Origin of the sequence: Salinibacillus xinjiangensis (genome assembly GCF_009649735.1) — a bacterium.
GTDB lineage: Bacteria > Bacillota > Bacilli > Bacillales > Alkalibacillaceae > Salinibacillus > Salinibacillus xinjiangensis.
In genome coordinates, this window is record NZ_WJNH01000017.1 from 26,915 (window position 1) to 51,762 (window position 24,848).

24 protein-coding genes and 2 tRNA genes are annotated in these 24,848 nt (G+C 39.0%); 24 read left to right on the forward strand and 2 right to left on the reverse strand.

All coding sequences use genetic code 11. The features are described 5' to 3' along the window. Positions 1 to 66: 66 nt before the first annotated feature. The 9 genes from spoVT to GH754_RS18085 all read left to right on the forward strand — a co-directional run bounded on the left by spoVT (position 67) and on the right by GH754_RS18085 (position 7,167). Positions 67 to 600: a stage V sporulation protein T gene (spoVT, locus tag GH754_RS18045; protein ID WP_153730052.1), complete on the forward strand. Its 534-nt coding sequence runs from the start codon at positions 67 to 69 to the stop codon at positions 598 to 600. Between the two features lie 431 nt (positions 601 to 1,031). Further along, positions 1,032 to 2,624: a putative polysaccharide biosynthesis protein gene (locus GH754_RS18050; RefSeq protein WP_194841404.1), complete on the forward strand. Its 1,593-nt coding sequence runs from the start codon at positions 1,032 to 1,034 to the stop codon at positions 2,622 to 2,624. Beyond that, on the forward strand, positions 2,612 to 4,084 hold the full coding sequence (yabN, locus tag GH754_RS18055) for a bifunctional methyltransferase/pyrophosphohydrolase YabN (protein ID WP_153730054.1): 1,473 nt from the start codon (positions 2,612 to 2,614) through the stop codon (positions 4,082 to 4,084). The genes GH754_RS18050 and yabN overlap by 13 nt, the downstream gene beginning before the upstream one ends. Positions 4,085 to 4,090: 6 nt before the next feature. Beyond that, entirely contained in the window at positions 4,091 to 4,354 is a 264-nt protein-coding gene (locus GH754_RS18060; RefSeq protein WP_153730055.1) for an RNA-binding S4 domain-containing protein, read from the forward strand. A 66-nt stretch (positions 4,355 to 4,420) separates the two neighbouring features. Further along, positions 4,421 to 4,723 carry a sporulation protein YabP gene (yabP, locus tag GH754_RS18065; protein WP_153730056.1) on the forward strand — a complete coding sequence of 101 codons (303 nt, stop codon included), beginning with the start codon at positions 4,421 to 4,423 and terminating at the stop codon, positions 4,721 to 4,723. Further along, a complete protein-coding gene (gene yabQ, locus GH754_RS18070; RefSeq protein ID WP_153730057.1) occupies positions 4,720 to 5,319 on the forward strand; it encodes a spore cortex biosynthesis protein YabQ in 600 nt (199 codons plus the stop codon). The genes yabP and yabQ overlap by 4 nt, the downstream gene beginning before the upstream one ends. Before the next feature lie 6 nt (positions 5,320 to 5,325). Continuing rightward, positions 5,326 to 5,709, forward strand: coding sequence for an FtsB family cell division protein (locus GH754_RS18075; protein ID WP_153730058.1), 384 nt, complete (start codon positions 5,326 to 5,328; stop codon positions 5,707 to 5,709). 73 nt (positions 5,710 to 5,782) lie between these two features. Continuing rightward, positions 5,783 to 6,181 carry a S1 domain-containing RNA-binding protein gene (locus GH754_RS18080; protein WP_153730059.1) on the forward strand — a complete coding sequence of 133 codons (399 nt, stop codon included), beginning with the start codon at positions 5,783 to 5,785 and terminating at the stop codon, positions 6,179 to 6,181. A 398-nt stretch (positions 6,182 to 6,579) separates the two neighbouring features. Beyond that, positions 6,580 to 7,167, forward strand: coding sequence for a hypothetical protein (locus GH754_RS18085; RefSeq protein ID WP_153730060.1), 588 nt, complete (start codon positions 6,580 to 6,582; stop codon positions 7,165 to 7,167). 46 nt (positions 7,168 to 7,213) lie between these two features. On the opposite strand, the gene GH754_RS18090 is transcribed toward GH754_RS18085, so the two are convergent. After that, positions 7,214 to 7,285, reverse strand: a tRNA-Glu gene (locus GH754_RS18090). Between the two features lie 11 nt (positions 7,286 to 7,296). Then, positions 7,297 to 7,373, reverse strand: a tRNA-Met gene (locus GH754_RS18095). Between the two features lie 293 nt (positions 7,374 to 7,666). On the opposite strand from GH754_RS18095, the gene spoIIE reads away from it, so the two are divergent. The 15 genes from spoIIE to lysS all read left to right on the forward strand — a co-directional run bounded on the left by spoIIE (position 7,667) and on the right by lysS (position 24,221). Continuing rightward, a complete protein-coding gene (gene spoIIE, locus GH754_RS18100) occupies positions 7,667 to 10,120 on the forward strand; it encodes a stage II sporulation protein E (RefSeq protein ID WP_153730061.1) in 2,454 nt (817 codons plus the stop codon). A gap of 112 nt (positions 10,121 to 10,232) precedes the next feature. Then, positions 10,233 to 10,973 (forward strand): VWA domain-containing protein, encoded by a 741-nt coding sequence (locus GH754_RS18105; RefSeq protein WP_153730062.1) that lies wholly within the window; start codon positions 10,233 to 10,235, stop codon positions 10,971 to 10,973. Beyond that, positions 10,942 to 11,919 carry a serine/threonine protein kinase gene (locus GH754_RS18110; protein WP_153730063.1) on the forward strand — a complete coding sequence of 326 codons (978 nt, stop codon included), beginning with the start codon at positions 10,942 to 10,944 and terminating at the stop codon, positions 11,917 to 11,919. Before GH754_RS18105 ends, GH754_RS18110 begins: the two co-directional genes overlap by 32 nt. 83 nt (positions 11,920 to 12,002) lie before the next feature. After that, positions 12,003 to 13,397, forward strand: coding sequence for a tRNA lysidine(34) synthetase TilS (tilS, locus tag GH754_RS18115; protein WP_153730064.1), 1,395 nt, complete (start codon positions 12,003 to 12,005; stop codon positions 13,395 to 13,397). A gap of 38 nt (positions 13,398 to 13,435) precedes the next feature. Continuing rightward, on the forward strand, positions 13,436 to 13,978 hold the full coding sequence (gene hpt, locus GH754_RS18120; protein WP_153730065.1) for a hypoxanthine phosphoribosyltransferase: 543 nt from the start codon (positions 13,436 to 13,438) through the stop codon (positions 13,976 to 13,978). Positions 13,979 to 14,151: 173 nt separating this feature from the next. Then, positions 14,152 to 16,170, forward strand: coding sequence for an ATP-dependent zinc metalloprotease FtsH (ftsH, locus tag GH754_RS18125; protein ID WP_153730066.1), 2,019 nt, complete (start codon positions 14,152 to 14,154; stop codon positions 16,168 to 16,170). Positions 16,171 to 16,734: 564 nt separating this feature from the next. Beyond that, the gene (gene hslO / locus GH754_RS18130; protein ID WP_153730067.1) at positions 16,735 to 17,604 is read left to right on the forward strand and encodes an Hsp33 family molecular chaperone HslO; all 870 of its coding nucleotides are present in this window, start codon (positions 16,735 to 16,737) and stop codon (positions 17,602 to 17,604) included. A gap of 20 nt (positions 17,605 to 17,624) precedes the next feature. After that, a complete protein-coding gene (locus tag GH754_RS18135; protein ID WP_153730068.1) occupies positions 17,625 to 18,518 on the forward strand; it encodes a peptidylprolyl isomerase in 894 nt (297 codons plus the stop codon). Between the two features lie 118 nt (positions 18,519 to 18,636). Continuing rightward, on the forward strand, positions 18,637 to 19,560 hold the full coding sequence (gene cysK / locus GH754_RS18140; RefSeq protein WP_153730069.1) for a cysteine synthase A: 924 nt from the start codon (positions 18,637 to 18,639) through the stop codon (positions 19,558 to 19,560). Positions 19,561 to 19,733: 173 nt separating this feature from the next. Then, the gene (gene folP, locus GH754_RS18145; protein ID WP_153730077.1) at positions 19,734 to 20,546 is read left to right on the forward strand and encodes a dihydropteroate synthase; all 813 of its coding nucleotides are present in this window, start codon (positions 19,734 to 19,736) and stop codon (positions 20,544 to 20,546) included. A gap of 1 nt (position 20,547) precedes the next feature. After that, positions 20,548 to 20,910 carry a dihydroneopterin aldolase gene (folB, locus tag GH754_RS18150; protein WP_323742104.1) on the forward strand — a complete coding sequence of 121 codons (363 nt, stop codon included), beginning with the start codon at positions 20,548 to 20,550 and terminating at the stop codon, positions 20,908 to 20,910. Next, on the forward strand, positions 20,910 to 21,434 hold the full coding sequence (gene folK / locus GH754_RS18155; RefSeq protein ID WP_407690679.1) for a 2-amino-4-hydroxy-6-hydroxymethyldihydropteridine diphosphokinase: 525 nt from the start codon (positions 20,910 to 20,912) through the stop codon (positions 21,432 to 21,434). Before folB ends, folK begins: the two co-directional genes overlap by 1 nt. Further along, on the forward strand, positions 21,386 to 21,631 hold the full coding sequence (locus GH754_RS18160; protein ID WP_153730072.1) for a helix-turn-helix domain-containing protein: 246 nt from the start codon (positions 21,386 to 21,388) through the stop codon (positions 21,629 to 21,631). The genes folK and GH754_RS18160 overlap by 49 nt, the downstream gene beginning before the upstream one ends. Continuing rightward, a complete protein-coding gene (gene dusB / locus GH754_RS18165; protein ID WP_153730073.1) occupies positions 21,624 to 22,613 on the forward strand; it encodes a tRNA dihydrouridine synthase DusB in 990 nt (329 codons plus the stop codon). The genes GH754_RS18160 and dusB overlap by 8 nt, the downstream gene beginning before the upstream one ends. A gap of 138 nt (positions 22,614 to 22,751) precedes the next feature. Further along, the gene (gene lysS, locus GH754_RS18170; protein ID WP_194841405.1) at positions 22,752 to 24,221 is read left to right on the forward strand and encodes a lysine--tRNA ligase; all 1,470 of its coding nucleotides are present in this window, start codon (positions 22,752 to 22,754) and stop codon (positions 24,219 to 24,221) included. Positions 24,222 to 24,848 lie beyond the last annotated feature (627 nt).

The window sequence follows — 24,848 nt, forward strand, 5'->3', positions numbered from 1 at the left end:
AAATGGTGGTTTCGAATATGCGAATCACCCTAAGTAAACACATCTTAGAAAGCGAGGATTGAAAGCATGAAAGCAACTGGTATTGTTCGTCGTATCGATGATTTGGGAAGAGTAGTCGTACCAAAGGAGATTAGAAGAACGTTGCGCATTCGGGAAGGCGATCCTCTAGAAATTTTTGTTGACCGTGAAGGTGAAGTAATTTTAAAGAAGTATTCGCCAATAAATGAATTAGGTGATTTTGCTAAGGAGTATGCAGAAGCGTTGTTTGATACATTAGGACACACCGTATTAATTTCAGATCGCGATGAATTTATAGCTGTAGCTGGAGGATCAAAGAAAGAGTACTTAAATAAAAATATCAGTTCTCAAATAGAAAAGATCATGGAAGACAGAAGTGTTGTCACCGAAAAATCAGAGCAAAGTGTTGAATTTGTCGATGGAAAAGAGGAAACAATAGCCTCATACACGATGGCGCCAATTGTGGCCAATGGTGATCCAGTTGGGTGTGTTGTATTAGTGTCACAGGATCAAGTGATTGGAGAGTCAGAGCAAAAAGCTGCCGAGACAGCAGCAGGATTTTTAGCTAGACAAATGGATTAAGATATGTAGTACAGAGCGGGGTCGTCCAGGAAAATTAAGGGCGACCTTTTTGTACTTTTATACAAAAAGGTCACTAAAGAGTGTGGTGCTATGAAGGTTATTTAAGTGGAATTTATAAGATGCTTGGTTAATGAACTCATAAGGTTAATCAAAGTTTCAATCCAGCACATAAAACAGCAATTATTCCCGCCTCATTTTATGTAATTGTTGTTATAGGACGGTAATTGCAGACTGAGCTCTGGAATTGCACTAAAATCCAGGGATTGCTCCTTTATAACGTGTTTTGTTTCTCTATTTCTTTTATTTCAGGTTAATTAACGTTTTCTAATGTTTGGGTAGACCCACGTTTATATACCAAGCCCCTCGTCTTTGCTATAATGGTTTCTAATAGAAGATGGCTGGTATTCAAACAGTCTAGAAGGGCGAACATTATGAGTCATAAACAATTACTTAGGGGAGCATTACTCCTCACAGCAGCAGGAATATTTGGAAAGATTTTAAGCGCAGGCTATCGAGTCCCTCTCCAAAACTTAACGGGTGATGAAGGTTTTTATATATATCAACAGGTTTATCCATTCATTACGATAGCTTGGATTCTATCCATTTATGGCTATCCGGCTGCCATATCAAAATTAGTGATTGAACAAGAGGGGGGGAAACGTTCAACCGTAACGTTTTATCTCCCCATCTTTATGTTTATCTTTATCCTGAATGGGCTTTTCTTTTCCATTTTATATTTTGGCGCAGATCAGTTAGCCCACTGGATGGGGGATCGTCATTTAACGGGTCCCATCCAATTTACGTCTGTTCTTTTTTTGCTCATTTCCTTTACCTCCTTTTTAAGAGGAAGCTTTCAAAGTACAGGTGATATGCGCCCAACTGCTATATCGCAAACGGTGGAGCAACTATTTCGGGTGGGTTTTATTTTATGGTTTACCTATGTGTTACTTCAACAGGGGAAGGATTTGTATGAGGTGGGTAGCGCGGCAGCCATTTCCTCATCCATAGGAGCATTGGCCGCTATTTTAACTTTAATTTTTTCAGGAATAATGCTTTATCGACTGAAGGAAATGAACGTTACGACTAAAATGGTTGCCATCAAAAAAGTGGTCAAGGTTCTCTTTGAAACAAGCTTGGTCGTTGGATTAAATTTCATGCTATTAATTCTTTTGCAAATTGCTGATGTGTTTACGATGATTCATGGCTTACAACAAAATGGACTGAGCTTGCTTGAAGCTAAGATGGAAAAAGGAGTGTTCGACCGTGGTCAGCCGCTTGTACAGCTAGGGGTTGTGTTTGGTTCATCCCTGTCACTTGCACTGGTTCCGGCAATTTCAAATTCAAAGGTCAATGAACAAAATAAACTTGAGACAAAAGCGGTGAAACGAGCCTTAAAGCTTACAGCAATATTCTCAGCTGCAGCCACTGTCGGCTTAATGGTTTTGATGCCATCTGTGAATTTATTACTATATAAAACAGAGTCTGGCACACTTACTCTCCAAGTGTTCTCCCTTATGATATTGTTGGTATCGTTAACGTTAACCCTATCAACCTTTTTACAGGGATTAGGGTTTATGAAAAGACAAGCGCTTCTATTTGGAATAGCGGTTTTGATCAAGTGGTTATTCAATCAATTATTGATTCCATCAATAGGCATTTTAGGGGGCGCCCTAGCATCTGTGTTCAGTGTAATATTTTTAGTTCTAGCCTTTGGTTTTCTATTGAAGAAGTATACGAGGGTATGTTTTGGTGATATTCTACCTTGGAAATCATTATTATTAGGACTCATTATAATGGCTTTCATTGTATTCATATCCCAACAGGCTTACAGCTATTGGCTAGACATACAGGAACGTTTTGATTTAATGCTGGCGACTATTATAACGTGTGGGCTTGGAGCTTTAGCCTTTTTTGGTGTGTTATTAGTGACAAACACATTTTCAAGATCAGAGTTACGGCAATTTCCTTATGGAGATCGCCTCGTTCGTATGACAGTTAGGAGGAGAAAATATTGGAGAAAGTAATCACGATCTTCGGCTTAGGCGCAGGAGACATCGATCAAATTTCACTGGGTGTTTACCGAACCTTAACATCTAGTAAAGCAGCTATCTACACTCGCACCCTGGATCATCCTGTTATTCAATCCCTAATGAATGAGGGAGTGAATTTTCAGTCCTTTGATGAGGTATATGGACAGCATCAGGATTTTGAATCTGTATATGATCAAATTGCGGAAACGCTCATACAAGCAGCGCAGCAACAGTCCATCATTTATACAGTACCAGGTCATCCCATGCTAGCGGAAAGAACCGTTCAACTTCTTCTTGAAGCTGAGCAAAGGGATGCTAATCTTAAGGTACATATTGGGCATGGGCAAAGCTACTTAGATAGTTTGTTTACAGCGTTATCCATTGATCCTGTGGAAGGATTTCAATTTGTTGACGCAACTTCCTTTCAGCGATTTGATTTAAAGTATGGACAGCATATCATTTTCACACAGGTCTACGATGAAATGATTGCATCTGAAGTAAAATTAACCTTGATGGAGGACTTACCTGATGATTATGAGGTTACAGTCGTTCATGCTGCGGGGAGCGATAGCGAGTGGATGAAGAAGGTTCCACTTTATGAGCTTGATCGAAAGGTTCCAATCAGCAATCTCATCAGTGTGTATGTACCACCTGTTCCTAAAGAATTGAGGAATCATCAATTTGAACGTCTGCGAGAAGTGATTGCGATTTTGAGAGGACCTAATGGCTGCCCTTGGGACCTGGAACAAACTCATGAATCTCTAAGGCCATTCTTAATTGAAGAAGCATATGAAGTCATTGAGGCTATTAATGATCAAAACGATGATAAAGTTGCAGAAGAGCTTGGAGATGTGCTCTTGCAAATCATGCTTCATGGTCAAATCGGTGAGGAAGAGGGATTTTATAGTGTTGATGATATTATTCAATCAATTACCGATAAAATGATTCGTAGGCACCCTCATGTGTTCGGGAATGCCAATTTAGAATCATCAGATGCTGTTATTCAATCTTGGGAAGAAATTAAACAAGAGGAGCAAGGGGATCAGCCATCATCCGTATTGGATGGTATTGAAAAATCGCTGCCTGCTTTATTAACAGCACTGGAGCTCCAAAAGAAGGCGGCTAAAGTAGGCTTTGATTGGAAAGAAAAAACACCAATCATGAACAAAATTAAGGAAGAAATAAAGGAATTTGAGGAGGCAATCGAGAATCAATCAGTAACCAATTCGGAAAAGGAGTTTGGTGATCTCTTGTTTGCCATTGTAAATTTAGGAAGACATGAAAAGATCAATCCGGAAATTGCATTAGGTCGAACAAACCAAAAATTCAAGTCGCGTTTTCAGTACATAGAAAAACGTGCAGCAGAAAATAAAAAAAGCCTTAAAGACATGTCGCTCTCTGAAATGGATCGATATTGGGAAGAGGCAAAAACGAACATAGAAAAAGAGAGGTAACGAACCATGCGCTTAGATAAATTTTTAAAAATATCACGACTTATAAAAAGAAGAACTTTAGCAAAGGAAGTAGCCGAACAAGGTAGAATTAAGCTAAATGGCAGTCAAGCAAAGGCCTCAACAAATGTTTCAGCAGGTGATGAGCTCACAATTCAGTTTGGGCAAAAGCTTCTAACGGTTCGAGTGAATGACTTACGAGAGAATGTAAAAAAAGATGAAGCCTCGTCACTTTATACAATTGTCAAAGAGGAGCAGGTAAACCGAGAATAATTTAATTTCATGTTCTAGACTTGTCCCTTCTATCATAAATTTTAATGATAAAGGAGGGGCGACTCTATGAATTATGAAAACAATTTCTATCCGTCGCAAAGGGAGCACCAGGAGCATCAAGTGAAAATAGTAAACCGTAGAGAACTAGAGATCACAGGTGTAAAGGAAGTCGATAGTTTTGATAATGAGGAATTTTTACTTCAAACCAATCTAGGATTTCTAGTGGTTCGTGGGGAAAATCTCCATATGAAAAACCTTGATGTTGAACAGGGGTTAGTTGCCATAAAGGGGCGAGTCTACGAATTATCATATATCGACGAACAACAAGGAGATAAAGCTAAAGGTCTCTTTAGCAAGCTATTTAAATGAGTCTTTCACTACAATTTTTCACGATGATGGTAATGGTGGCAAGCGGAATCTATTTAGGGATGGCGATTGATACCTTTCATCGCTTTCACAACCATAAAAAGCGCAGCGATATCAGTAAATATGCAAATGAAATTTTGTTTTGGATCCTACAGGGTTTAGTTATTTTTTATATTCTATATTTGACAAACCAAGGACAGCTTCGTTTGTATGTCTGGCTAGCCCTTTTGTTCGGAATAGCGTTTTATCAATCCGTATTAAGGGTAATGTATTTAAAGGTACTTGAAGGTATGATCCAATATTCCGTTGCCACCTTCCGTTTTCTTAATAGACTTTTTCAACGTTTAGTCATCGCCCCGCTTACTAAGCTGTTTAAATTGACCACATATCTCTTAACCCTGTTTTGGGCTGTTGTCATTTGGATTCTTTTAATTCCATGGAAAATATTTAGAAGACCATTAATGTATGTATGGAATAAAATAAAGTCAGCTATACCAAGGGGTTGGAAAAAAAACATTCTTTCCTTCTCTCGTTTTTGTAGTAGAATAATAGATACAATCATTGAACGATGGAAAATGATTTTTTCAAAAAGGAGGTAAACGACGATGAACCAGGACAAGGGACCTGTGACTAGATTAAATTCCAACTATATGAAACAATATGATGCACAAATGGAACGACACAAACGAAGGAAAAAACGTCTATATCGTCGTTTGACACTTTTTGCCGTTTTGATTGTAGCGGTTTTTGGTTACTTATTGAATTACCATTTGGATCAACGGCAGCTATATAACGAAAAAGTAAATCAGTATGAACAATTACAACAGGATCTGGATAAACTAAAAGCAGAAGAGAAGGACCTTAAGGAAGAAATGAATTTGTTAAAGGATACAGATTATATCCTGCAAATAGCCCGTAAAGATTACTTTCTTTCCAAGGAAGGGGAGATTATCTTTAATGTTCCCGAAGATGGGGATTTGTCTTATTGACACTTTTTTACGTGCATATATATAATATAGTATAGAAGACTTATTTAAAATTCTAAGGAGGAGCATTTTTTTTATGTCAGTTGAAGTAGGCAGCAAGCTGCAAGGCAAGGTGACAGGCATCACAAATTTTGGAGCTTTTGTAGAATTACCAGAAGGATCTACAGGTCTTGTTCACATTAGTGAAGTCGCGGATAAGTATGTGAAGGACATCAACGAACACTTAAAGGTTGGCGACGAAGTAGAAGTAAAGGTGATTAACGTCAACGATGGTAAGATCGGCCTTTCCATTAAAAAGGCAAAAGAAAATCCAAATCGTCATAAAAAACGCAATAACTCAAACAGACCAAACAGACGCAGTGAATCGTTTGAGGCAAAGATGAACCGCTTTCTAAAGGATAGTGAAGATCGCTTAGCTTCTTTGAGGAAACATACGGAATCGAAACGCGGCGGGCGTGGTGCTAAAAAAGGTTAACTTGCTGTCTATAAACATGGACTGAAAAATGTATTTCTAACGAATAACGATATAATAAGTATACAGCCTTAAAGGTATATCCTTTAGGGCTTTTTTTATACTATCAGAATTTATAAGTTAATTAGGTAGATAGTATAAGTGCAACTACCCCTCTGTCTTCGCCTTGCAGGCTCGCCAATCGGCGAGTTTTCTTTATGTGTGAAAATATCCCCAAAGTATCTTCTAGTATCTTTATCCCCTATTATTTTCATCAAAGCTCTTTAGGTCATCAACACTGAGGTTACAGCGTATTAACGTTCCTATTCTACTAATGCCCTTACAAATCTAGGAAATACGTTATTGTATGCAGCAATAATTACAGCAAAGTAAAAACAGGAATTTCGAAACCAAAAAAGGGGGTGAACCTTCTGAGCCACTTAGACCCCGTCACACGTAAGGCTTTAGCATCTGTTAATCAAACCCAGGATGTTGAACAACAAAATGTAAACCAGCAAGTAGCGGCAATTGCCATTGCATTTGGAAGTAATGATGCAACCGCTGTTCAGGCTAGTGCACAAACGAATGATAATGAACAGGCTGTACTAGCAAATGCAACCAACATTGTAAATAGCAACAAAGGTGCTAAGGATAAAAACGCCAAGGATAAAGATATCACGAAGAAATCCGTGAGTATGGATGAAAGGAAAAGACAATCAAAGGGACCAGATAGTGCAGAACATAAAATGAGTGACCTTTCTTCCATTCTGCCCAAGTCATTGGATGAATTAAAATCCAAGTTTAATATTGGATTAACCATCAATCATAATGGTGGTAACTTTGAAATTGGAGCAAATGAAGAGGGAGAGGTCTCTTTTCAAGAGAAAAGCGAAACAGACAGTACAGAAGCAGGTACTTTTAAAGTCGTCCTTAATCAAGGGGAAGAAAAGCTAGAAATTGAAGCTGACCCAGATGGTAACGTTTATATGAATGGTAATAAGGTAGAGTAAGCTAAAAAAGAGGTGTCTCAAATGAATGAGACACCTCTTTTTTATATGACCCGTACGGGATTCGAACCCGTGTTACCGCCGTGAAAGGGCGGTGTCTTAACCACTTGACCAACGGGCCGGTTTAAATAATGGTAGCGGCGGAGGGGATCGAACCCCCGACCTCACGGGTATGAACCGTACGCTCTCGCCAGCTGAGCTACACCGCCATTTTTTAATATAATTAAAGGATAGGTGCTTTAAAAGCACAAGAATTATATTATAACAGGATTAAATAAGTGTCAATAGGTTTTGTCGATTTTTCAATTGCCAAAATGGTGTGAATTACTCGATGAAATGTGACAGAGTCCATGCATTTCATTTTTTTCTTCGGTTTATATTGTAGAATTGCAACTTGATTTTCGGAAACACGTCGAAGACTTTTTCTAGCTTGTCCCTTTGTTTTGACAAAAAAAATAATAGAGGTGTGTTTCAATAGAGTACATAAAAGGAGTGATCGATAATGATTGAATCCGTTACAAGGAACCAATCAAAATCTTCATATCAATATGTACGTTATTTATTATTAAATTGGAAAAAGAAAGTAGGAGATCTTTCCAAGCAAAAACTTATGGACGAGGGCTGGCTCATTGTATTTGCGGGTTTTTTACTAGGAAGGGCAATTATCCTGGACTCTGTTGCCCCATTTGCAGTTGCGTTTTTTGCATCTATTTGGATGCTAAGGAGAAATATTTCATTTAAGGTAGCACTTGCGGTGTTAGTGGGAAGTCTGACTATTCATGTTGAACACGCAATCTATTTGTTTAGCAGTTTATTTCTATTTTGTATACTCGCGGCATTATTTAAGAAGGCATCCAATCAACAAAAAATCATCCCGTTATTCGTGTTTATCTCTTGTTTAATCCCGCGGATATCAGGGCACGTTCTCATTGGTCAGGTTGAAACCTATCAATGGGTCCTAACGATAGTAGAGGCAGGCTTAAGTGTTGTCCTTGTTCTCATCTTTATGCAGAGCGTACCTATTTTATCACCCAAAAGGGTAAAAAAGGACTTAAAAAATGAGGAAATTGTGTGTGTAATGATTTTGATCGCATCCGTTTTAACTGGAACCATTGGTTGGATTATTATGGATGCGTCTGTTGAACAGGTCTTTTCACGTTATTTTGTGTTGGTGCTAGCCTATATTGGTGGAGCTGCGATTGGATCGACCGTTGGTGTCGTAACAGGTCTTGTTTTAAGTCTTGCGGATGTAGCTAGTTTATACCAAATGAGCCTTCTTGCCTTTGCAGGTCTATTAGGCGGCTTACTTAAGGATGGAAAAAAGGTAGGTGTTGGCTTAGGTTTATTTATTGCCACACTCTTGATTGGAATTTATGGGGAGGGCCAGGGTAATCAATTTGCTCCAACGTTAATTGAAACCGGGTTTGCGATTATTCTATTTTTTGGTACACCCGAGAAACTTATTCGAAAGATGGCCCGATATATTCCTGGAACGAATGAGTATACAGAGGAACAGGAACAGTATTTACAAAAGGTGAGAGATGTGACGGCACATCGTGTTGAACAATTTTCAGATATGTTTCAGGCGTTATCAAAGAGCTTTTTACGAATTGATGGAGTCCATGAACCGCATAAGGATTCCAAGGAAACGGATTTCTTTTTAAGCCATGTTACCGAAAAGACCTGCCAATCATGCTTTAAAAAAGAAAGCTGCTGGGTTAATAATTTTGATCAAACCTATGATTATATGACAGAAATTATGTCCGAAATGGAAGATGGGACACTAGACCAAAGAAGAAGGCTAAAACGTGACTTTGATAAGCATTGTGTAAAGTCTAAGAAGGTTTATGACACGATGAAAAGTGAACTATCCTTTTATCAGGCGAATCAGCGGTTAAAGAAGCAGGTACAAGAAAGTCGTAAATTTGTTGCCGAACAGCTAAAGGGCGTTTCAGATGTTATGGACAACTTTGCAAAGGAAATCATGAAAGAACGGCAAATTCATGAACAGCAGGAAAGTGAAATTGTATATGCTATCAATGAACTTGGATTTGAAATTGAAAAATTAGATATATACAGCCTAGAACCAGGCAGAGTGGATATTGAGATGAATTTATCCTTTTATGATTATCGTGGGGAGGCATCGAAGATCATCGCACCCGTGTTATCAGAAATCCTTCAGGAAACCGTAATTGTCGATCATGAAGAGGTTTCACCATTTACAAATGGATATGGATTCTTTTCCTTTAAATCTGCGCAACAATATAATGTGCAAACAGGGGTTTCCCATGCTGCAAAAGGTGGCGGGTTCATCTCTGGAGACAGTTATTTAACCTTAGAGCTAGGAAGTGGAAGATATGCCTTAGCCATTAGTGATGGGATGGGAAATGGCGAAAGGGCTTACTTAGAAAGTATGGAAACCTTAAGGCTCTTACAGCAGATCCTACAATCGGGGATTAATGAAAAGGTAGCAATTAAGTCTATCAACTCCATCCTATCCCTTAGAACAACGGATGAAATTTTTTCCACACTAGACCTTGCTGTTATTGATTTGCATCATGCTGGTGTGAAATTTCTGAAGATAGGGTCTACTCCAAGCTTTATCAAACGTTCATCAGACATTATGAAGGTGGAGGCAAGTAATCTACCGATTGGGATTATTAAGGAGTTCGATGTTGATGTTGTCAATGAACAGCTAAAGCCAGGAGATATTTTAATCATGATGAGTGATGGTATTTTTGAAGGGCCAAAACATGTTGAAAACGTTGACCTTTGGTTGAAACGTAAAATAAAGGAAATGGAAACGGAAAATCCTCAAGAGATTGCTGATCTTATTTTGGAAGAAGTGGTGAGAACTAAGTCAGGTACAATTGATGATGATATGACGGTGCTAGTAGCTAAAATTGAAGATAATATTCCAGAGTGGGCATCCTTCCCTCTTCACAAGGCGCAATAATCATTTATTGCGTCTTTTTCTTATACTATTAGAATTTATAAGTTCATTCAGTCGATAGTATAAGTCTAGTTCTAGGTGGCAATGATGGTAATAGAAATTGAGGAGGGATAGCATGAAGAAGGGTACCATTAAACAGATTCTATTAATTACAGATGGATGTTCCAATCAAGGAGAGGATCCATCATCTGTTAGTGCTTTAGCTCATCAGCATGGAATCACCGTAAACGTGATTGGAGTGTTAGAGGATGAGCAATCTGAACAGCCTGAGGGGTTAGAAGAAGTAGAGGATATTGCCAAGGCTGGGGGTGGAGTTAGTAGAATCGTTTATGCCAAGGCGTTGTCACAAACGGTACAAATGGTAACAAGACAAGCAATGACTCAAACCTTACAAGGAGTTGTAAACCAAGAATTACAACAAATATTAGGCTCGGAGAAGTCCATGGAAGACCTCCCACCAGAAAAACGTGGGGAAGTGATGGAGGTTGTAGAGGATTTAGGCGAAACAAGCAATTTAGAGGTTCTAGTATTGGTAGATACAAGTGCAAGTATGGCTCATAAGCTTCCAACCGTGAAAGAATCACTGGAAGATCTATCGTTGAGTTTAAATGCACGAACAGGGAATAATCGATTTGCCATATATAGCTTCCCTGGTAAAAAGCAGCCTGTTCATGAAATCATGCCGTGGACAAATGAGCTTTCCAATATCGCATCGGTCTTCCCTAGATTAACGAGTGGAGGCATTACTCCAACAGGACCGGCCTTGAAAGATGTTATGTATCGTTTTCAATCAACACCAAAGCTAGAAGGATGGGGTTCTACCGATGAGACCATCTACGAAGAAACTGGTTACTAATCTTAGTCCTGGTACAAAAATTAAAGGCAAATGGCACCAGCAAACATACCAAATCGTCAAACTACTTGGTTCAGGTACGATAGGTTCGGTTTATTTAGCTCTTCATAATCAAAGCTATGTAGCGCTAAAAATTAGTGACCAGCCATCGGCCATTACAACAGAAGTAAACGTACTGAAAGCATTTAAGAAGGTCCAGGGAAGTCGCCTCGGGCCTTCTTTGTTGGATGTCGATGATTGGATCATCACGAAGGATCAATCCTATTCCTTTTATGTGATGGAATATTTAAGGGGGTATGAGCTGAACACCTTTATTAAGAGAAAAGGCTATGAATGGCTAGGTATTTTGATTGTTCAGCTTTTAAGTGATTTACGCGAGCTTCATGACCAAGGGTGGGTGTTTGGGGACTTAAAGCCTGAAAATGTTATTGTCACTGATGCTCCGCCGAGACTTCGTTTAATAGATGTTGGTGGAACAACTAAGCAAGGAAGAGCTGTGAAGGAATATACTGAGTTTTATGATCGTGGGTACTGGGGATTAGGTACACGGAAGGCAGACCCAGCCTATGACCTTTTTGCTGTTGCTATGGTAATGATTCAAGTATTTTATCCAAATCGTTTTGATAAAGGCCCGAACCCTTATCGAACCCTTACATATAAAATAAAGCAAAGTCCAATATTAAGAAGGTATGCTGGTTGTTTGGAAAAAGCTTTATTAGGAAAGTACACCTCCAGTTCAGAAATGAGTCAGGATCTTTCCAAAATTATATTAAAGCGGCAACAATCTAGTTCACAAAACACAAAAACCCGCAGCCAACCTAGAAGGAATAACTCAACAGTAAAGCGTCAGCAAAGAAAACAAAAACACTATCAATGGGAGGAATCACTTGGAATCGCAATGGTTACCGCACTATTTACGATTTTTTACTTTGTCATTCATATGCTTTAATCTAGTCCTTTTCTCTTTGCACCTACTTTTATGAAAGTGATAGGATAAGGTTGTATGTAGTTGAAGTGAATGGAGTGGCTCGATTGATAGAAGAAAAGGTTTTATCCTACTGTGAAAATCATCACTTATTTAAACGAGGTGACCATATCTATATAGCGGTTTCTGGAGGTCCTGATTCTATGGGATTACTGCACTTTTTTAAAACAATTCGGGACCGCTATCAGCTTACCCTAACTGCCTTAACAGTCGATCACCAGCTACGAGGAGATGAATCGCATCAGGATGTTCAGTATGTGAAGGAAATGTGCCAAAAGTGGTCCATTACCTGCGTCGACACCAGTATTGATGTGAATAAGTATAAGAAAGACCATAAGCTGGGGACACAATTAGCAGCAAGAAAACTACGGTATGATTTCTTTGCTAATGAAATGAAAAAAAGCCGATCACCCCTATTAGCCATGGCACATCATGGTGATGATCAGGTTGAAACGATGTTTATGCAGCTAACTAGAGGTGCTAACCCAAAAGGAATTCCCTTCAAGCGAGAGTTTTCCAATGGATGGATCATCCGGCCTTTTTTAGGCTTAACTAGGCAAGAAATACAAATGTATTGTGACACAAATGAGATTACTCCGAGATATGACCCCTCGAATGAGGATGAAGTATACACGAGGAATGCCTTTCGCAAAAAGATTATTCCAGTTGTAAAATCCTATAATCCAAGCATACATGAAAGCTTGTTAACCGTTAGTGAATTCTTAAATGAAGATGAACAATTTTTATTTAAGGAAGCGGAAAAAATCCTAACAGAATGCGTGGTTTGGGATGAGAAAGAAGAAGGTCAAGTAAAGCTAAATATTAAGAAGTTTATGGGGTATGCTCGACCTTTACAAAGGAGAGCCTTTCATCTAATATTAAACTATCTTTACAAAACTAAAGAAATGGACTTTTCTTCTACCCATATTGAAAGCATTCTTCATATAATTGAAACGGGTAGACCGAATGCCAAAGTTGATCTTCCGGGTGGGTTAAGAGGGATTCGTGTTTATGATGATTTTATTCTTACCTTTCATAGCATTTCAATCATCCCATACCATAAAAAAATTCACCCTGGTGACATTACCACCCTTCCTGATGGAGCGGAAATTCAGTTAGAGGTTCTTTACCAAAAGGAAAGACCATTAGAACAAGATCCGACCATTTTTGTTTGTGATGCCTCAAGCATCCCTTTTCCACTTATTGTGAGAACGAGACAGGACGGGGATAAAATGAGAGTTCGTGGTTTAGGGGGAAGGAAAAAACTGAAGGATATTTTTATTGATGAGAAGATTCCGAAAGACCAACGGGAACAATGGCCTGTTATTACCGATTACAATGGGCAGCTTTTGTGGGTTCCTAACCTGAAAAAAGGTGAGGTGGAGGAAACATCTAATAATCAAAAATGGCTTCGGTTAAAGGTTTTCAATCAGACTTTATAGGTTAACAAATTGATTACATATAGGAGGAACATAGGGTCATGCACAACGACATAAAGGAAGTTTTAATTGCCGAAGAAGACATTCAAGAGAAGATTAAGCTCCTAGCTGGTGAATTAACGGAGGAATATCAAGACCGTTTCCCGCTGGCAATTGGTGTTCTTAAAGGTGCTCTACCATTTATGGCAGATTTACTTAAAAGGGTTGAAACCTACTTGGAAATGGACTTTATGGATGTATCAAGCTATGATGGTGGAATGAAATCCACAGGAGAAGTAAAAATTATTAAAGATTTAAATACAAAAGTTGAAGGAAGAGATATCCTCATTATTGAAGATATTATAGATAGTGGATTAACCCTTAGCTATTTAGTTGATTTATTTAAATATCGTAAGGCTAAATCAATCAAAATTGTCACTTTGCTTGATAAACCAACTGGCAGACAGGCGGATGTAAAAGCGGATATGGTCGGATTTGAAGTTCCTGATGCGTTTGTTGTTGGATATGGATTAGATTATCAGGAAAAATATCGTAATTTACCGTATATTGGCGTCTTAAAACCAGAAGTATATTTAGGAAAGTAAGAAAAGCGGAGGCGACTGTTCAGGAGCCGGAGCTAGACATCTTTGATTTTTAAAAATTAGGCATTAAATTCCCTTTACTCGTCTAAACATTTAACTAAGGGATATTAGTTGAGTATGTTGTTTTTTATGTGGTACTATTTATTATAGTTTTTCCGCTTGGGAGGAGGTAAGAAATGAACCGGGTATTTCGCAACACGATATTTTATTTAATTATCTTTTTAGTGGTTATAGGTATTGTTGGCGTATTTAATGGGCCAAGTCAAGAAACCAAGACATTAAAATACAGTGAGTTTGTGGAAGCGTTAGATAATGGTCAAATTGAAGAGATGACCATTCAATATACAAACTTTGCGAACTCGATTACTGGTGAGATGACCACAGAAGATAATACCCGTACATCATTCGCAACAGAGGCGCCTGATAATGATCAGGAAATTAGTGAAATAGAAAATATTGCCTTAGAACAAAACATACCAATTGAATTTATGGCAAAAGAGGAACCAAGTGCGTGGGTTAGTTTCTTTACGTCAATTATTCCTTTTGTCATCATATTCTTTTTGATTTTCTTCCTGCTTAATCAAATGCAGGGTGGCGGCGGCCGCGTAATGAACTTTGGTAAAAGTAAAGCTAAGCTTTACAGTGAAGATAAGAAAAATGTTCGTTTTAAAGATGTGGCTGGAGCAGATGAAGAGAAGCAAGAGCTTGTAGAGGTTGTTGAATTCCTTAAGGATCCTCGCAAGTTTTCCAAAATTGGGGCTCGTATTCCAAAAGGGGTACTATTAGTAGGTCCTCCAGGTACAGGTAAAACGCTACTTGCAAGAGCAGTAGCAGGTGAAGCTGGAGTACCATTTTTCTCTATAAGTGGTTCTGACTTTGTGGAAATGTTTGTTGGGGTTGGTGCTTCTCGTGTACGTGACTTATTTGAGAACGCTAAGAAAAACTCCCCATGCATCATCTTTATTGATGAGATTGACGCAGTAGGTCGTCAACGTGGTGCAGGCCTTGGTGGAGGTCACGATGAGCGTGAACAAACCTTAAACCAATTGCTTGTTGAAATGGACGGTTTTGGTGCGAACGAAGGCATTATCATTATTGCTGCAACGAACCGACCAGATATTTTAGACCCTGCCTTATTACGTCCTGGACGTTTCGACCGTCAAATTCCGGTTAATCGACCAGATGTAAAAGGCCGTGAAGAGGTCTTGAAAGTTCATGCTCAAAATAAACCGCTTGGTAAATCAGTTGATATTAAAACGATTGCTATGCGTACACCAGGATTTTCGGGAGCCGATCTTGAAAACCTACTAAACGAAGCAGCACTAGTGGCTGCGCGGACAGATAAGTCTGCAATTGAAATGGAAGACGTCGACGAAGCGATCGACCGAGTGATTGCAGGTCCGGCGAAGAAGAGTCGTGTCATCTCCAAGAAGGAACGAAATATTGTTGCTTTCCATGAAAGTGGACATACCGTAATTGGTATGGTACTTGATGATGCCGATATGGTTCATAAGGTAACAATTGTTCCTCGTGGTCAGGCTGGCGGTTATGCGGTTATGCTACCACGAGAGGATCGCTACTTTATGACAAAACCTGAACTGTTAGATAAAATCACTGGATTATTAGGTGGTCGTGTCGCTGAGGAAGTGACCTTTGGCGAAGTCAGTACAGGTGCACATAATGACTTCCAGCGTGCAACAGACATTGCCCGTAAAATGGTTACCGAGTATGGTATGAGCGATAAGCTTGGACCACTTCAGTTCGGTAGTAGCCAAGGTGGTCAGGTCTTCTTAGGTAAAGACATTCAAAATGAGCAAAACTACAGTGATAAGATTGCTTATGAAATTGATACAGAGGTTCAAAACATTATCCTTGAATGTTATGACCGTGCGAAAACCATATTGACAGATAATAAAGATAAGCTTGATTTAATTGCTAATACATTATTGGATGTTGAAACATTAGATGCTCATCAAATTAAAGGCTTGTTTGAAGATGGACGTATGCCTGAGGTTGTAAAAGAGGTTAAGGCAGATGATGTGGAGACAAAGGAAGAAAAAACGACTGATTCTGATGATGTAAAAGTAAACATTCAAGCGAAGAAGAATGAAAATGAATCTGAGCAAGCTGATACAGATGCAAAGGATTCTAATAATGATACACAAAGTGATTCAAACGACCAGGAAGATAAATAAAGATAGAAAGAGGGCTTCAGCCGCGTTAAGTGGCTGGAGCTTTTTTTGGTTGTTAAGAGTGGTGTTGTATGGTGAGGTGTATGTGACGTGAATTGGTGCAGGGGTGACTGAAATAGGATGTGAAGTGACTGGAATACAGCCTTATTTGACGTGAATATAGGCTGTAGACTGAATAAACATGATTGTGACGCGTTTATAATAGATGCTTACTTGATTCCGAACCAACGTGACGGAATTCTCACCCCCTGACATGATTCATACCGATACTGACGGAATGCCTGTTGCCCCAAAAATATAAGAAGTAAACGAAGGATATTGTGACGGGATTATTATTGAAACTGACGGAATTTAAAAACACTTCGACATGATTATTCACTAAAGTGACAAGATCTCCCACCCTAGCTCGGTTTCATATATGTGCGTAGGGGATGTGAACTATGGTATGATGTTTATCGAAAAACAAATAGCCAAGTATTGTTAATATAATTGGTTTTTCTGCAGGGAATAAAAGTAGTAAGGACTTCCCCCCTTAATAACAACCAGAGAATGAAAGGATTGACATATATGAGTGATTATTTAGTACGTGCTACAGCATTTGATGGAGCAGTTCGCGCCTTTGCTGTCCAGTCAACAGAAACGGTAAATGAAGCAGCGAGACGTCAGGATACGTGGGCAACGGCTTCAGCTGCTTTAGGGAGAACCATAACCATTTCTGCCATGATGGGAGCAATGTTAAAAGGAAAGGATCAGATTACAGTCAAGGTTGAAGGAAATGGGCCAATTGGGGCCATTGTCGCCGATTCCAACGCCAATGGTGAGGTTCGCGGTTACGTGCACAACCCTCATGTCGATTTTGATTTAAATGATAAAGGAAAATTAGATGTACGAAGAGCTGTCGGAACAGAGGGTTTCATTAGTGTCGTGAAAGATCTAGGATTACGAGACAACTTTACTGGACAAACGCCGATTGTCTCTGGTGAGATTGGCGAAGATTTCACTTACTATTTTGCAACTTCAGAACAGGTTCCTTCCGCAGTTGGGGCTGGAGTACTCGTAAATCCAGACCTATCAATTTTAGCGGCTGGTGGATTTATTATTCAGTTAATGCCAGGAGCGAGTGACGAGACTATTACATTGTTGGAGGAACGCATTCAACAAATCCCACCAATCTCCAGTATGATTAGATCAGGGAAAACACCGGAAGAAATATTGGAAACCATTTTAGAGGGTGGAAACGTAAACTTCTTGGACAGCCATCCTATATCCTTTTCATGTAAGTGCTCTAGAGAACGAATTGCCAATGCCATTTCAGGTTTAGGTAATGAGGAGATTCAAGCAATGATTGAGGAAGATCAAGGAGCCAGTGCTACCTGTCATTTCTGTAATGAGTCCTACGAGTTTTCTGTTGAAGATTTAGAGAAATTAAAATCATAAGCGTCAAAGAGGTGGCTAAATTGTCGAAACGGCTATTGTGGGGAATGATTGTGATTTTAATCATAACCAATATTGCCTCCATTCTTATTTTATCGAATAAATCGGTATTAAGAGATGCGGAAAGCGGAGAAAAGCTTCCAAAAGAAGTGGCTATTGTAGGGGACAAGTCCATCAAAGCTAATCAATGGATACAAAGCCTACAGGGAGAATATGGAGAAGAGCATTTAAAAAAGTTAATTAACCAAGAGGTTGTTTTTCAGCTTGCAGAGCAAAATGATCTTTCAATGGATGATAAGTTCCTCCAAAGAGAGCTCGCTGTCATCCAATCAGCAGCAGGACTCTTAAGCGAGGAGGAGCTGGAACAAAAAAGAGAGCAATGGGAAACCACTATCCGCTACCAAGCCTATTTACGAGACCTTTTAACCCAAAATATCGGGATTGATGAAAATGAGCTGAACGAAGCCTATCAAGATAAGCCTGACCAATATGATTTTGCTAAATCCTATCAGCTATCTCAAATCATGGTAGAAGATTCACAAACCGCAAATCAAATAGTGAGTGAGTTAGAAAATGGGGCTTCATTTGCTAATTTAGCTCGTGAATATTCAATTGATTTGCACACCAAAAATAAAGGTGGCTATTTAGGGTACTTTCCTGAGGATAATACCTATCTTCCTGACATATACTTTAATACTGCGGAAAACATGGAGACTAATACATATAGTCAACCGTTTGAAATCAGCGATGGCACAGTGATTTTATATTTACATCAAGAGCTGCCTAGCATTGACTTAGAGTATGAGGATGTCAAAAATGAGCTAAGAAGAGAGATCGCAATGGACAAAATTGGGCATGAGGTTTCAGCGGAACAGTTGTGGGGTGAGGTTGGAGTTAAGTGGATTTATGGTGATTAAAAAACCAATAAATTTTTACGTATTCTATCAAATTGTTTGACATTTTTGACCATATCTCATAAGGTATAATTAAAGTTTGTAAATCATATAAAATTACTCGGGATTAGGGGTGTTTTGAATGTCAGTTTATGAAAATATTGTAGATGTTATTGGCAACACACCAATTGTTAAACTAAACCATGTTGGAGATGAAAACAGCGCAGATATTTACGTAAAACTAGAATACATGAACCCAGGTAGCTCTGTTAAGGACCGTATTGCAAAAGCGATGGTTGAAGATGCTGAAGAAAAGGGTCTATTAAAAGCTGGTGACACCATTATTGAACCTACAAGTGGAAATACCGGTATTGGACTAGCAATGGTCGCAGCAGCAAAGGGTTACCGTGCTGTGCTAGTTATGCCTGATACCATGAGTCAAGAGCGTCGCAACTTACTTCGTGCTTATGGTGCAGAACTAGTTTTAACTCCAGGTAGTGAAGGAATGAAGGGTGCTATTGCTAAGGCTGAGGAGCTTAGAAAAGAAAAGGGTTATTTCATGCCACAGCAATTTAATAATGAAGCTAACCCAAAAGTTCATGCTGAGACAACTGGAAAAGAAATTGTCAACCAGATGGGTGACCAGTTAGATGCGTTTGTTTCAGGTATTGGTACAGGTGGTACAATCACTGGCGCAGGTCAGGTTCTTAAGGGTCACTTTAATGACATTAAGCTTTATGCGGTAGAGCCAACCGATTCAGCTATTCTTTCAGGTGGAAAGCCTGGTCCACATAAGATTCAGGGAATTGGTGCTGGATTTGTTCCAGGAGTTCTTGATACGAAGGTATATGATGGAGTTATTACGGTAGCGAATGAGGATGCCTTTGAAACAGCAAGAGCTGTAGCGAAAAGTGAAGGAATTCTAGGTGGAATTTCTTCAGGTGCGGCGATTCATGCTGCAAAACAAGTAGCCAAAGAACTTGGAAAAGGGAAAAAGGTATTAGCCATTCTCCCAAGTAACGGTGAACGTTACCTAACTACTCCACTTTATAATTTTGAAGATTAATGTACTGATTAAAGGCCAGACGCTCAATCAATGAGTGTCTGGCCTTTTTTACGCATATGAAAAAATAACGATTTTTATCATTACAGGATAAATTCTTGTTTTTCTAATGTTAGAATGATATTAGATTTTAAGAGAAATGAAATGGAGTGTCAGACGTGGGTAGAAAATTAAGAATGGGATCACATCTTTATCATTTGAATCATAAAACGCTTATCATGGGAATTTTAAATGTAACCCCAGATTCTTTTTCAGATGGCGGTAAATTTAACGAAGAGAACCGAGCAATTGAACATGCTTTAAAGATGAAAGAAGATGGAGCAGATATTATTGACATTGGTGGGGAATCCACACGCCCTGGACATGAGCCGGTTTCAAATGAAGAAGAAATTAATCGAGTGGTGCCTGCAATTAAGGCCATTAAGTCAAAGATGGACATACCTATTTCGGTTGATACATATAAGGCAGAAGTAGCGGAGCAGGCCGTTTTAGCGGGAGCCGATATGATCAATGATATATGGGGAGCCAAACGGGAGCCTGAGATTGCTAAGGTAGCTGCTAAGTATGATGTTCCGATTATTTTAATGCAAAATCGGGATGATATGGAATATACAGACTTAATGGATGATATGAAAAAGGATTTAGAGGAAAGCATCGATATCGCTTTACAAGCAGGTGTGAAGGATGAGCATATTATTCTAGACCCCGGCATTGGCTTTGCTAAAACAATGAAGGACAACCTGATTGCCATGCGTAGACTAAACGAATTACAACAACTTGGTTATCCTATTTTATTAGGTACCTCGCGCAAACGATTTATCGATTCGGTGCTACATTTACCTGTCGATGACCGTGTGGAAGGAACAGGTGCTACGGTATGCTTAGGAATTGAACGTGGAGTAGATATTGTGAGGGTCCATGATGTAAAAGAAATAGCTAGAATGGCGAAAATGATGGATGCAATGCTTGGGAAAAGTGAGGTTTTGTAAGGTGGATAAAGTATTTGTTAAAGGTATGAAGTTTTATGGATATCATGGCTTGTATCCTGAAGAAAAAAAACTAGGTCAACGCTATCAAGTCGATCTAACCATCGAGCATGACCTAAAGCAGGCGGGTCAAACCGATCAAATGGCGGATAGCATTGATTATGGACGTGTTTATGAGGTGACGAAAAGGGTTGTTGAGGGAAGAGCGAAAAATTTGGTGGAAGCTCTAGCCGAGGATATTGCGAATCAAATGTTTATCACCTTTCCATCTATAAAAGGCATTACAATAAATGTACAAAAACCAGAAGCACCAATTCCAGGCCAATTCGAAGCTGTTGGTGTAGAAATTTATCGGGAGAATTCATGATGAGACCAGCATATATCGCATTAGGATCAAATATTGAGCCAAGATACGACTGGCTGCAAAGTGCTATTCAGCATTTAAATAAACATTCAGACATTAGCGTTGAGAGCCAATCAGAAATTTATGAAACAGAGCCTGTTGGGTATACAGATCAGGGAAATTTCTTAAATATGGTCGTCAAAATTGAGACGAGCTTAGCACCCTTTGAATTACTTTCTTATTGCCAGAATATTGAGACGCTCTTAGGGCGAAAGCGGGAAATAAGGTTTGGTCCACGAACAGTAGACCTTGACATTTTATTGTATAATCAAGAAAATATGTATGGTGAACAATTAACCATTCCTCACCCAAGAATGGAGAAACGTGCATTTGTATTAATACCACTGGCTGATTTAAATGATCAGCTCGTGATTCGAGGAAAAACGGTAAAGGAATTACTAAGTCAATTACCACAACAAGATTATAAAGGAGTAGCAAAATGGATAGACAAAAGTGGGGTAGGAGAATCAGGTCCTTTCGTAAATTAAAAGGATTTACTCAGGTTGAATTTGCTAAACATATTGGCTATTCCGTATCAATAGTTGGAGAAGTTGAACGTGGCGTAAGGATGCCTGATAGAACCTTTCTATCGCGTGTCTCTACTGTTTTAGATATTTCGATTGCTGAATTAACACCAGACGAATATACAACACAATTAGAAGGAAAGGGGGAGGATTATGTTTAAGATTGGGGATATTGAAATCCCGAACCAGGTAGTACTTGCTCCCATGGCAGGAGTATGTAACTCAGCCTTCCGATTAACAGTGAAGGAGTTTGGAGCGGGCTTAGTTTGTGCAGAGATGGTTAGCGATAAAGGGATTGTCAATAAGAACAAGAGGACCATGAAATTGCTTTATATCGATGAGGAAGAAAAGCCAATGAGTTTACAAATCTTTGGTGGGGAAAAGCAAACTTTGGTTGAAGCGGCTCAGTTTGTTGATCAAAACACCAATGCTGATATCATTGACATTAATATGGGATGTCCTGTGCCTAAAATAACCAAATGTGATGCAGGTTCAAAATGGCTGCTTGAACCAGATAAGATTTATGAAATGGTGTCAGCAGTTGTAGATTCTGTAAATAAACCTGTCACCGTTAAAATGAGAACAGGTTGGGATGACCAGCATATCTATGCAATTGAAAATGCTAAAGCCATTGAGTCGGCTGGTGCAAAAGCCCTTGCTCTACATGGTCGTACAAGAGCACAATTGTACGAGGGTATTGCAGATTGGGATATCGTTAAACAAGTGAAAGAAACCATTAACATTCCAGTTATCGGGAATGGAGATATATCTACTCCTCAGGATGCCAAGCGCCGTTTAGAGGAAACTGGTGTTGATGCTGTTATGATTGGTCGTGCTGCATTAGGGAACCCGTGGATTATTTATCGTACGGTTAAGTATTTAGAAACAGGAGAATTAATTGAAGAGCCATCTCCAAGTGAAAAAATTGATGTGTGTAAGCTCCACATGAAACGTCTTATTGCCTTAAAGGGTGAAAAAACGGCAATCCTAGAAATGCGTAAACATTCAGCGTGGTACTTGAAAGGCCTAAAAGGTAATGGTAAAGTAAGAAAACGTATAAACGAATGTGAAACTGAAGAAGGTTTAATCAACATTCTAGAGGACTATACTAATGAATTAGAAGCAAGAGTAATGGTATCGTAATACTTGGTGTACAGTGGACAGCATAGAAAGAAAAAACAAAGCTTAAACTGCCAGGTCTACTGGCAGTTTTTTGTAAATACTTAAGTTCTATAATAGAGATTTCTTAAGGAAATTGGAGTGATTGTGTTGACAGAGGAAATGAATGACCTCATGCGAGCAAGACTGGAAAAGCTTGAGAACTATCATGAAAAAGGCATAAACCCATTTGGAGGTAAGTTTGAGCGTACCCACTTATCAGCAGACCTTGTTAATGAGTTTGATTCACTAACAAAGGAGGAACTTGAAGAAAAGGGAGTTCAAACAACCATTGCTGGTCGTATCATGACCAAGCGTGGAAAAGGAAAAGCAGGATTTGCACATGTTCAAGACCTACAAGGCCAAATCCAAATTTATGTTCGTAAAGATTCGGTCGGAGAAGAAACCTACGAATTATTCAAATCTGCAGACCTAGGCGATATTGTAGGTGTCACAGGTACAGTGTTTAAAACAAAGGTTGGAGAGCTATCTGTTAAAGCAACGGAATTTGATATGCTATCTAAGTCTTTACGTCCATTACCAGAAAAGTTCCATGGCTTAAAAGATGTGGAACAACGTTATCGTCAGCGTTACTTAGATTTAATCATGAACCCAGAAAGTCGCGAAACCTTTATTACCCGTAGTAAAATCTTGCAATCTATGCGTAGATACTTAGATTCGAATGGATTCCTAGAAGTTGAAACACCAACAATGCACTCTATTCCTGGTGGTGCATCAGCTCGCCCGTTTATTACTCATCATAACGCACTAGACATGCCTTTATATATGAGAATCGCCATTGAGTTACATTTAAAGCGGCTAATTGTTGGTGGGTTAGAAAAGGTATATGAAATTGGTCGTGTATTCCGTAATGAAGGAGTCTCAACTCGACATAACCCAGAATTCACAATGATTGAATTATACGAAGCTTATGCAGACTTCCATGACATTATGGAGTTAACGGAAAATGTAATCGCGCATGTTGCTAAAGAGGTATTAGGTACGACAAAGGTCCAATATGGCGAGGATGAGGTTGACCTAGAACCTAAATGGACAAGACTACACATGGTTGATGCGATTAAGGAGTATACTGGAGTCGACTTCTGGACCAAGATGAGTGATGATGAAGCGAAGGCACTTGCGAAGGAGCACGGCATTGAAATTGAAGATAATATGAAGTTTGGGCATATTGTAAATGAATTCTTTGAACAAAGAGTCGAGGAGAAATTAATTCAACCAACCTTTGTTTACGGTCATCCAGTTGAAATTTCACCACTAGCGAAGAAAAACGAAGAGGACGAGCGCTTTACAGATCGATTTGAGCTGTTTATTGTCGGTCGAGAGCATGCTAATGCCTTTACGGAATTAAACGATCCAGTTGATCAAAGAGAACGTTTTGAAGCTCAACTTAAGGAAAGAGAAGAAGGAAATGATGAGGCTCACATGATGGATGAAGACTTCTTAGAATCACTTGAGTATGGTATGCCGCCAACAGGTGGTCTAGGAATTGGTATAGATCGTCTTGTTATGCTATTGACCAATTCACCATCTATTCGTGACGTTCTTTTATTCCCACAAATGAGACAAAAATAATGGAGAGACTAAGCCATGGTAGAATGTATTTTCTATTATGGCTTTTTCTTTTAGATTGTTTTTGGATATGTGTTAATTTCTCTAATCTGAGGACGGGGGAAGTGTCTGTGGTTTTTGAGATTACTCTTTGTCGCTAGTAGAGCATATGCTAGGTGTCTGCCTTGGAGGTTCCTTTAAAATGAATTAAAGAATAAATGGATCAAAGGCGTAAATAATAAAAAAGTGTAATGTTTCAGAAAAAACTTACTTCATGAATTCCCTTGAACTCATCTTAAATCCATGGTAAATTATTAAACGTTGCTTAAGACGCAGCGAAAAATAACAAAACGATTTCTGCAAAAAAATTAACACTTGAATCTGATGGGGGAATCGTGATAAATTATTATCTGTCGCTTTGTTGTGACTGAATAACAAATTAAAAAATTTATTGACACAAACTTGTTAATTTGTTATATTAATAAAGTCGCTATTTTGAGAGGCGACATTATTCGAACCTTGAAAACTGAACAAACCAACCAGTACGTCAATTCGCTATTTTAATAGCAATTTGAATTAATTATGAGCTTTATGGATTTCAACATCCAATATTTTTTGGAGAGTTTGATCTTGGCTCAGGACGAACGCTGG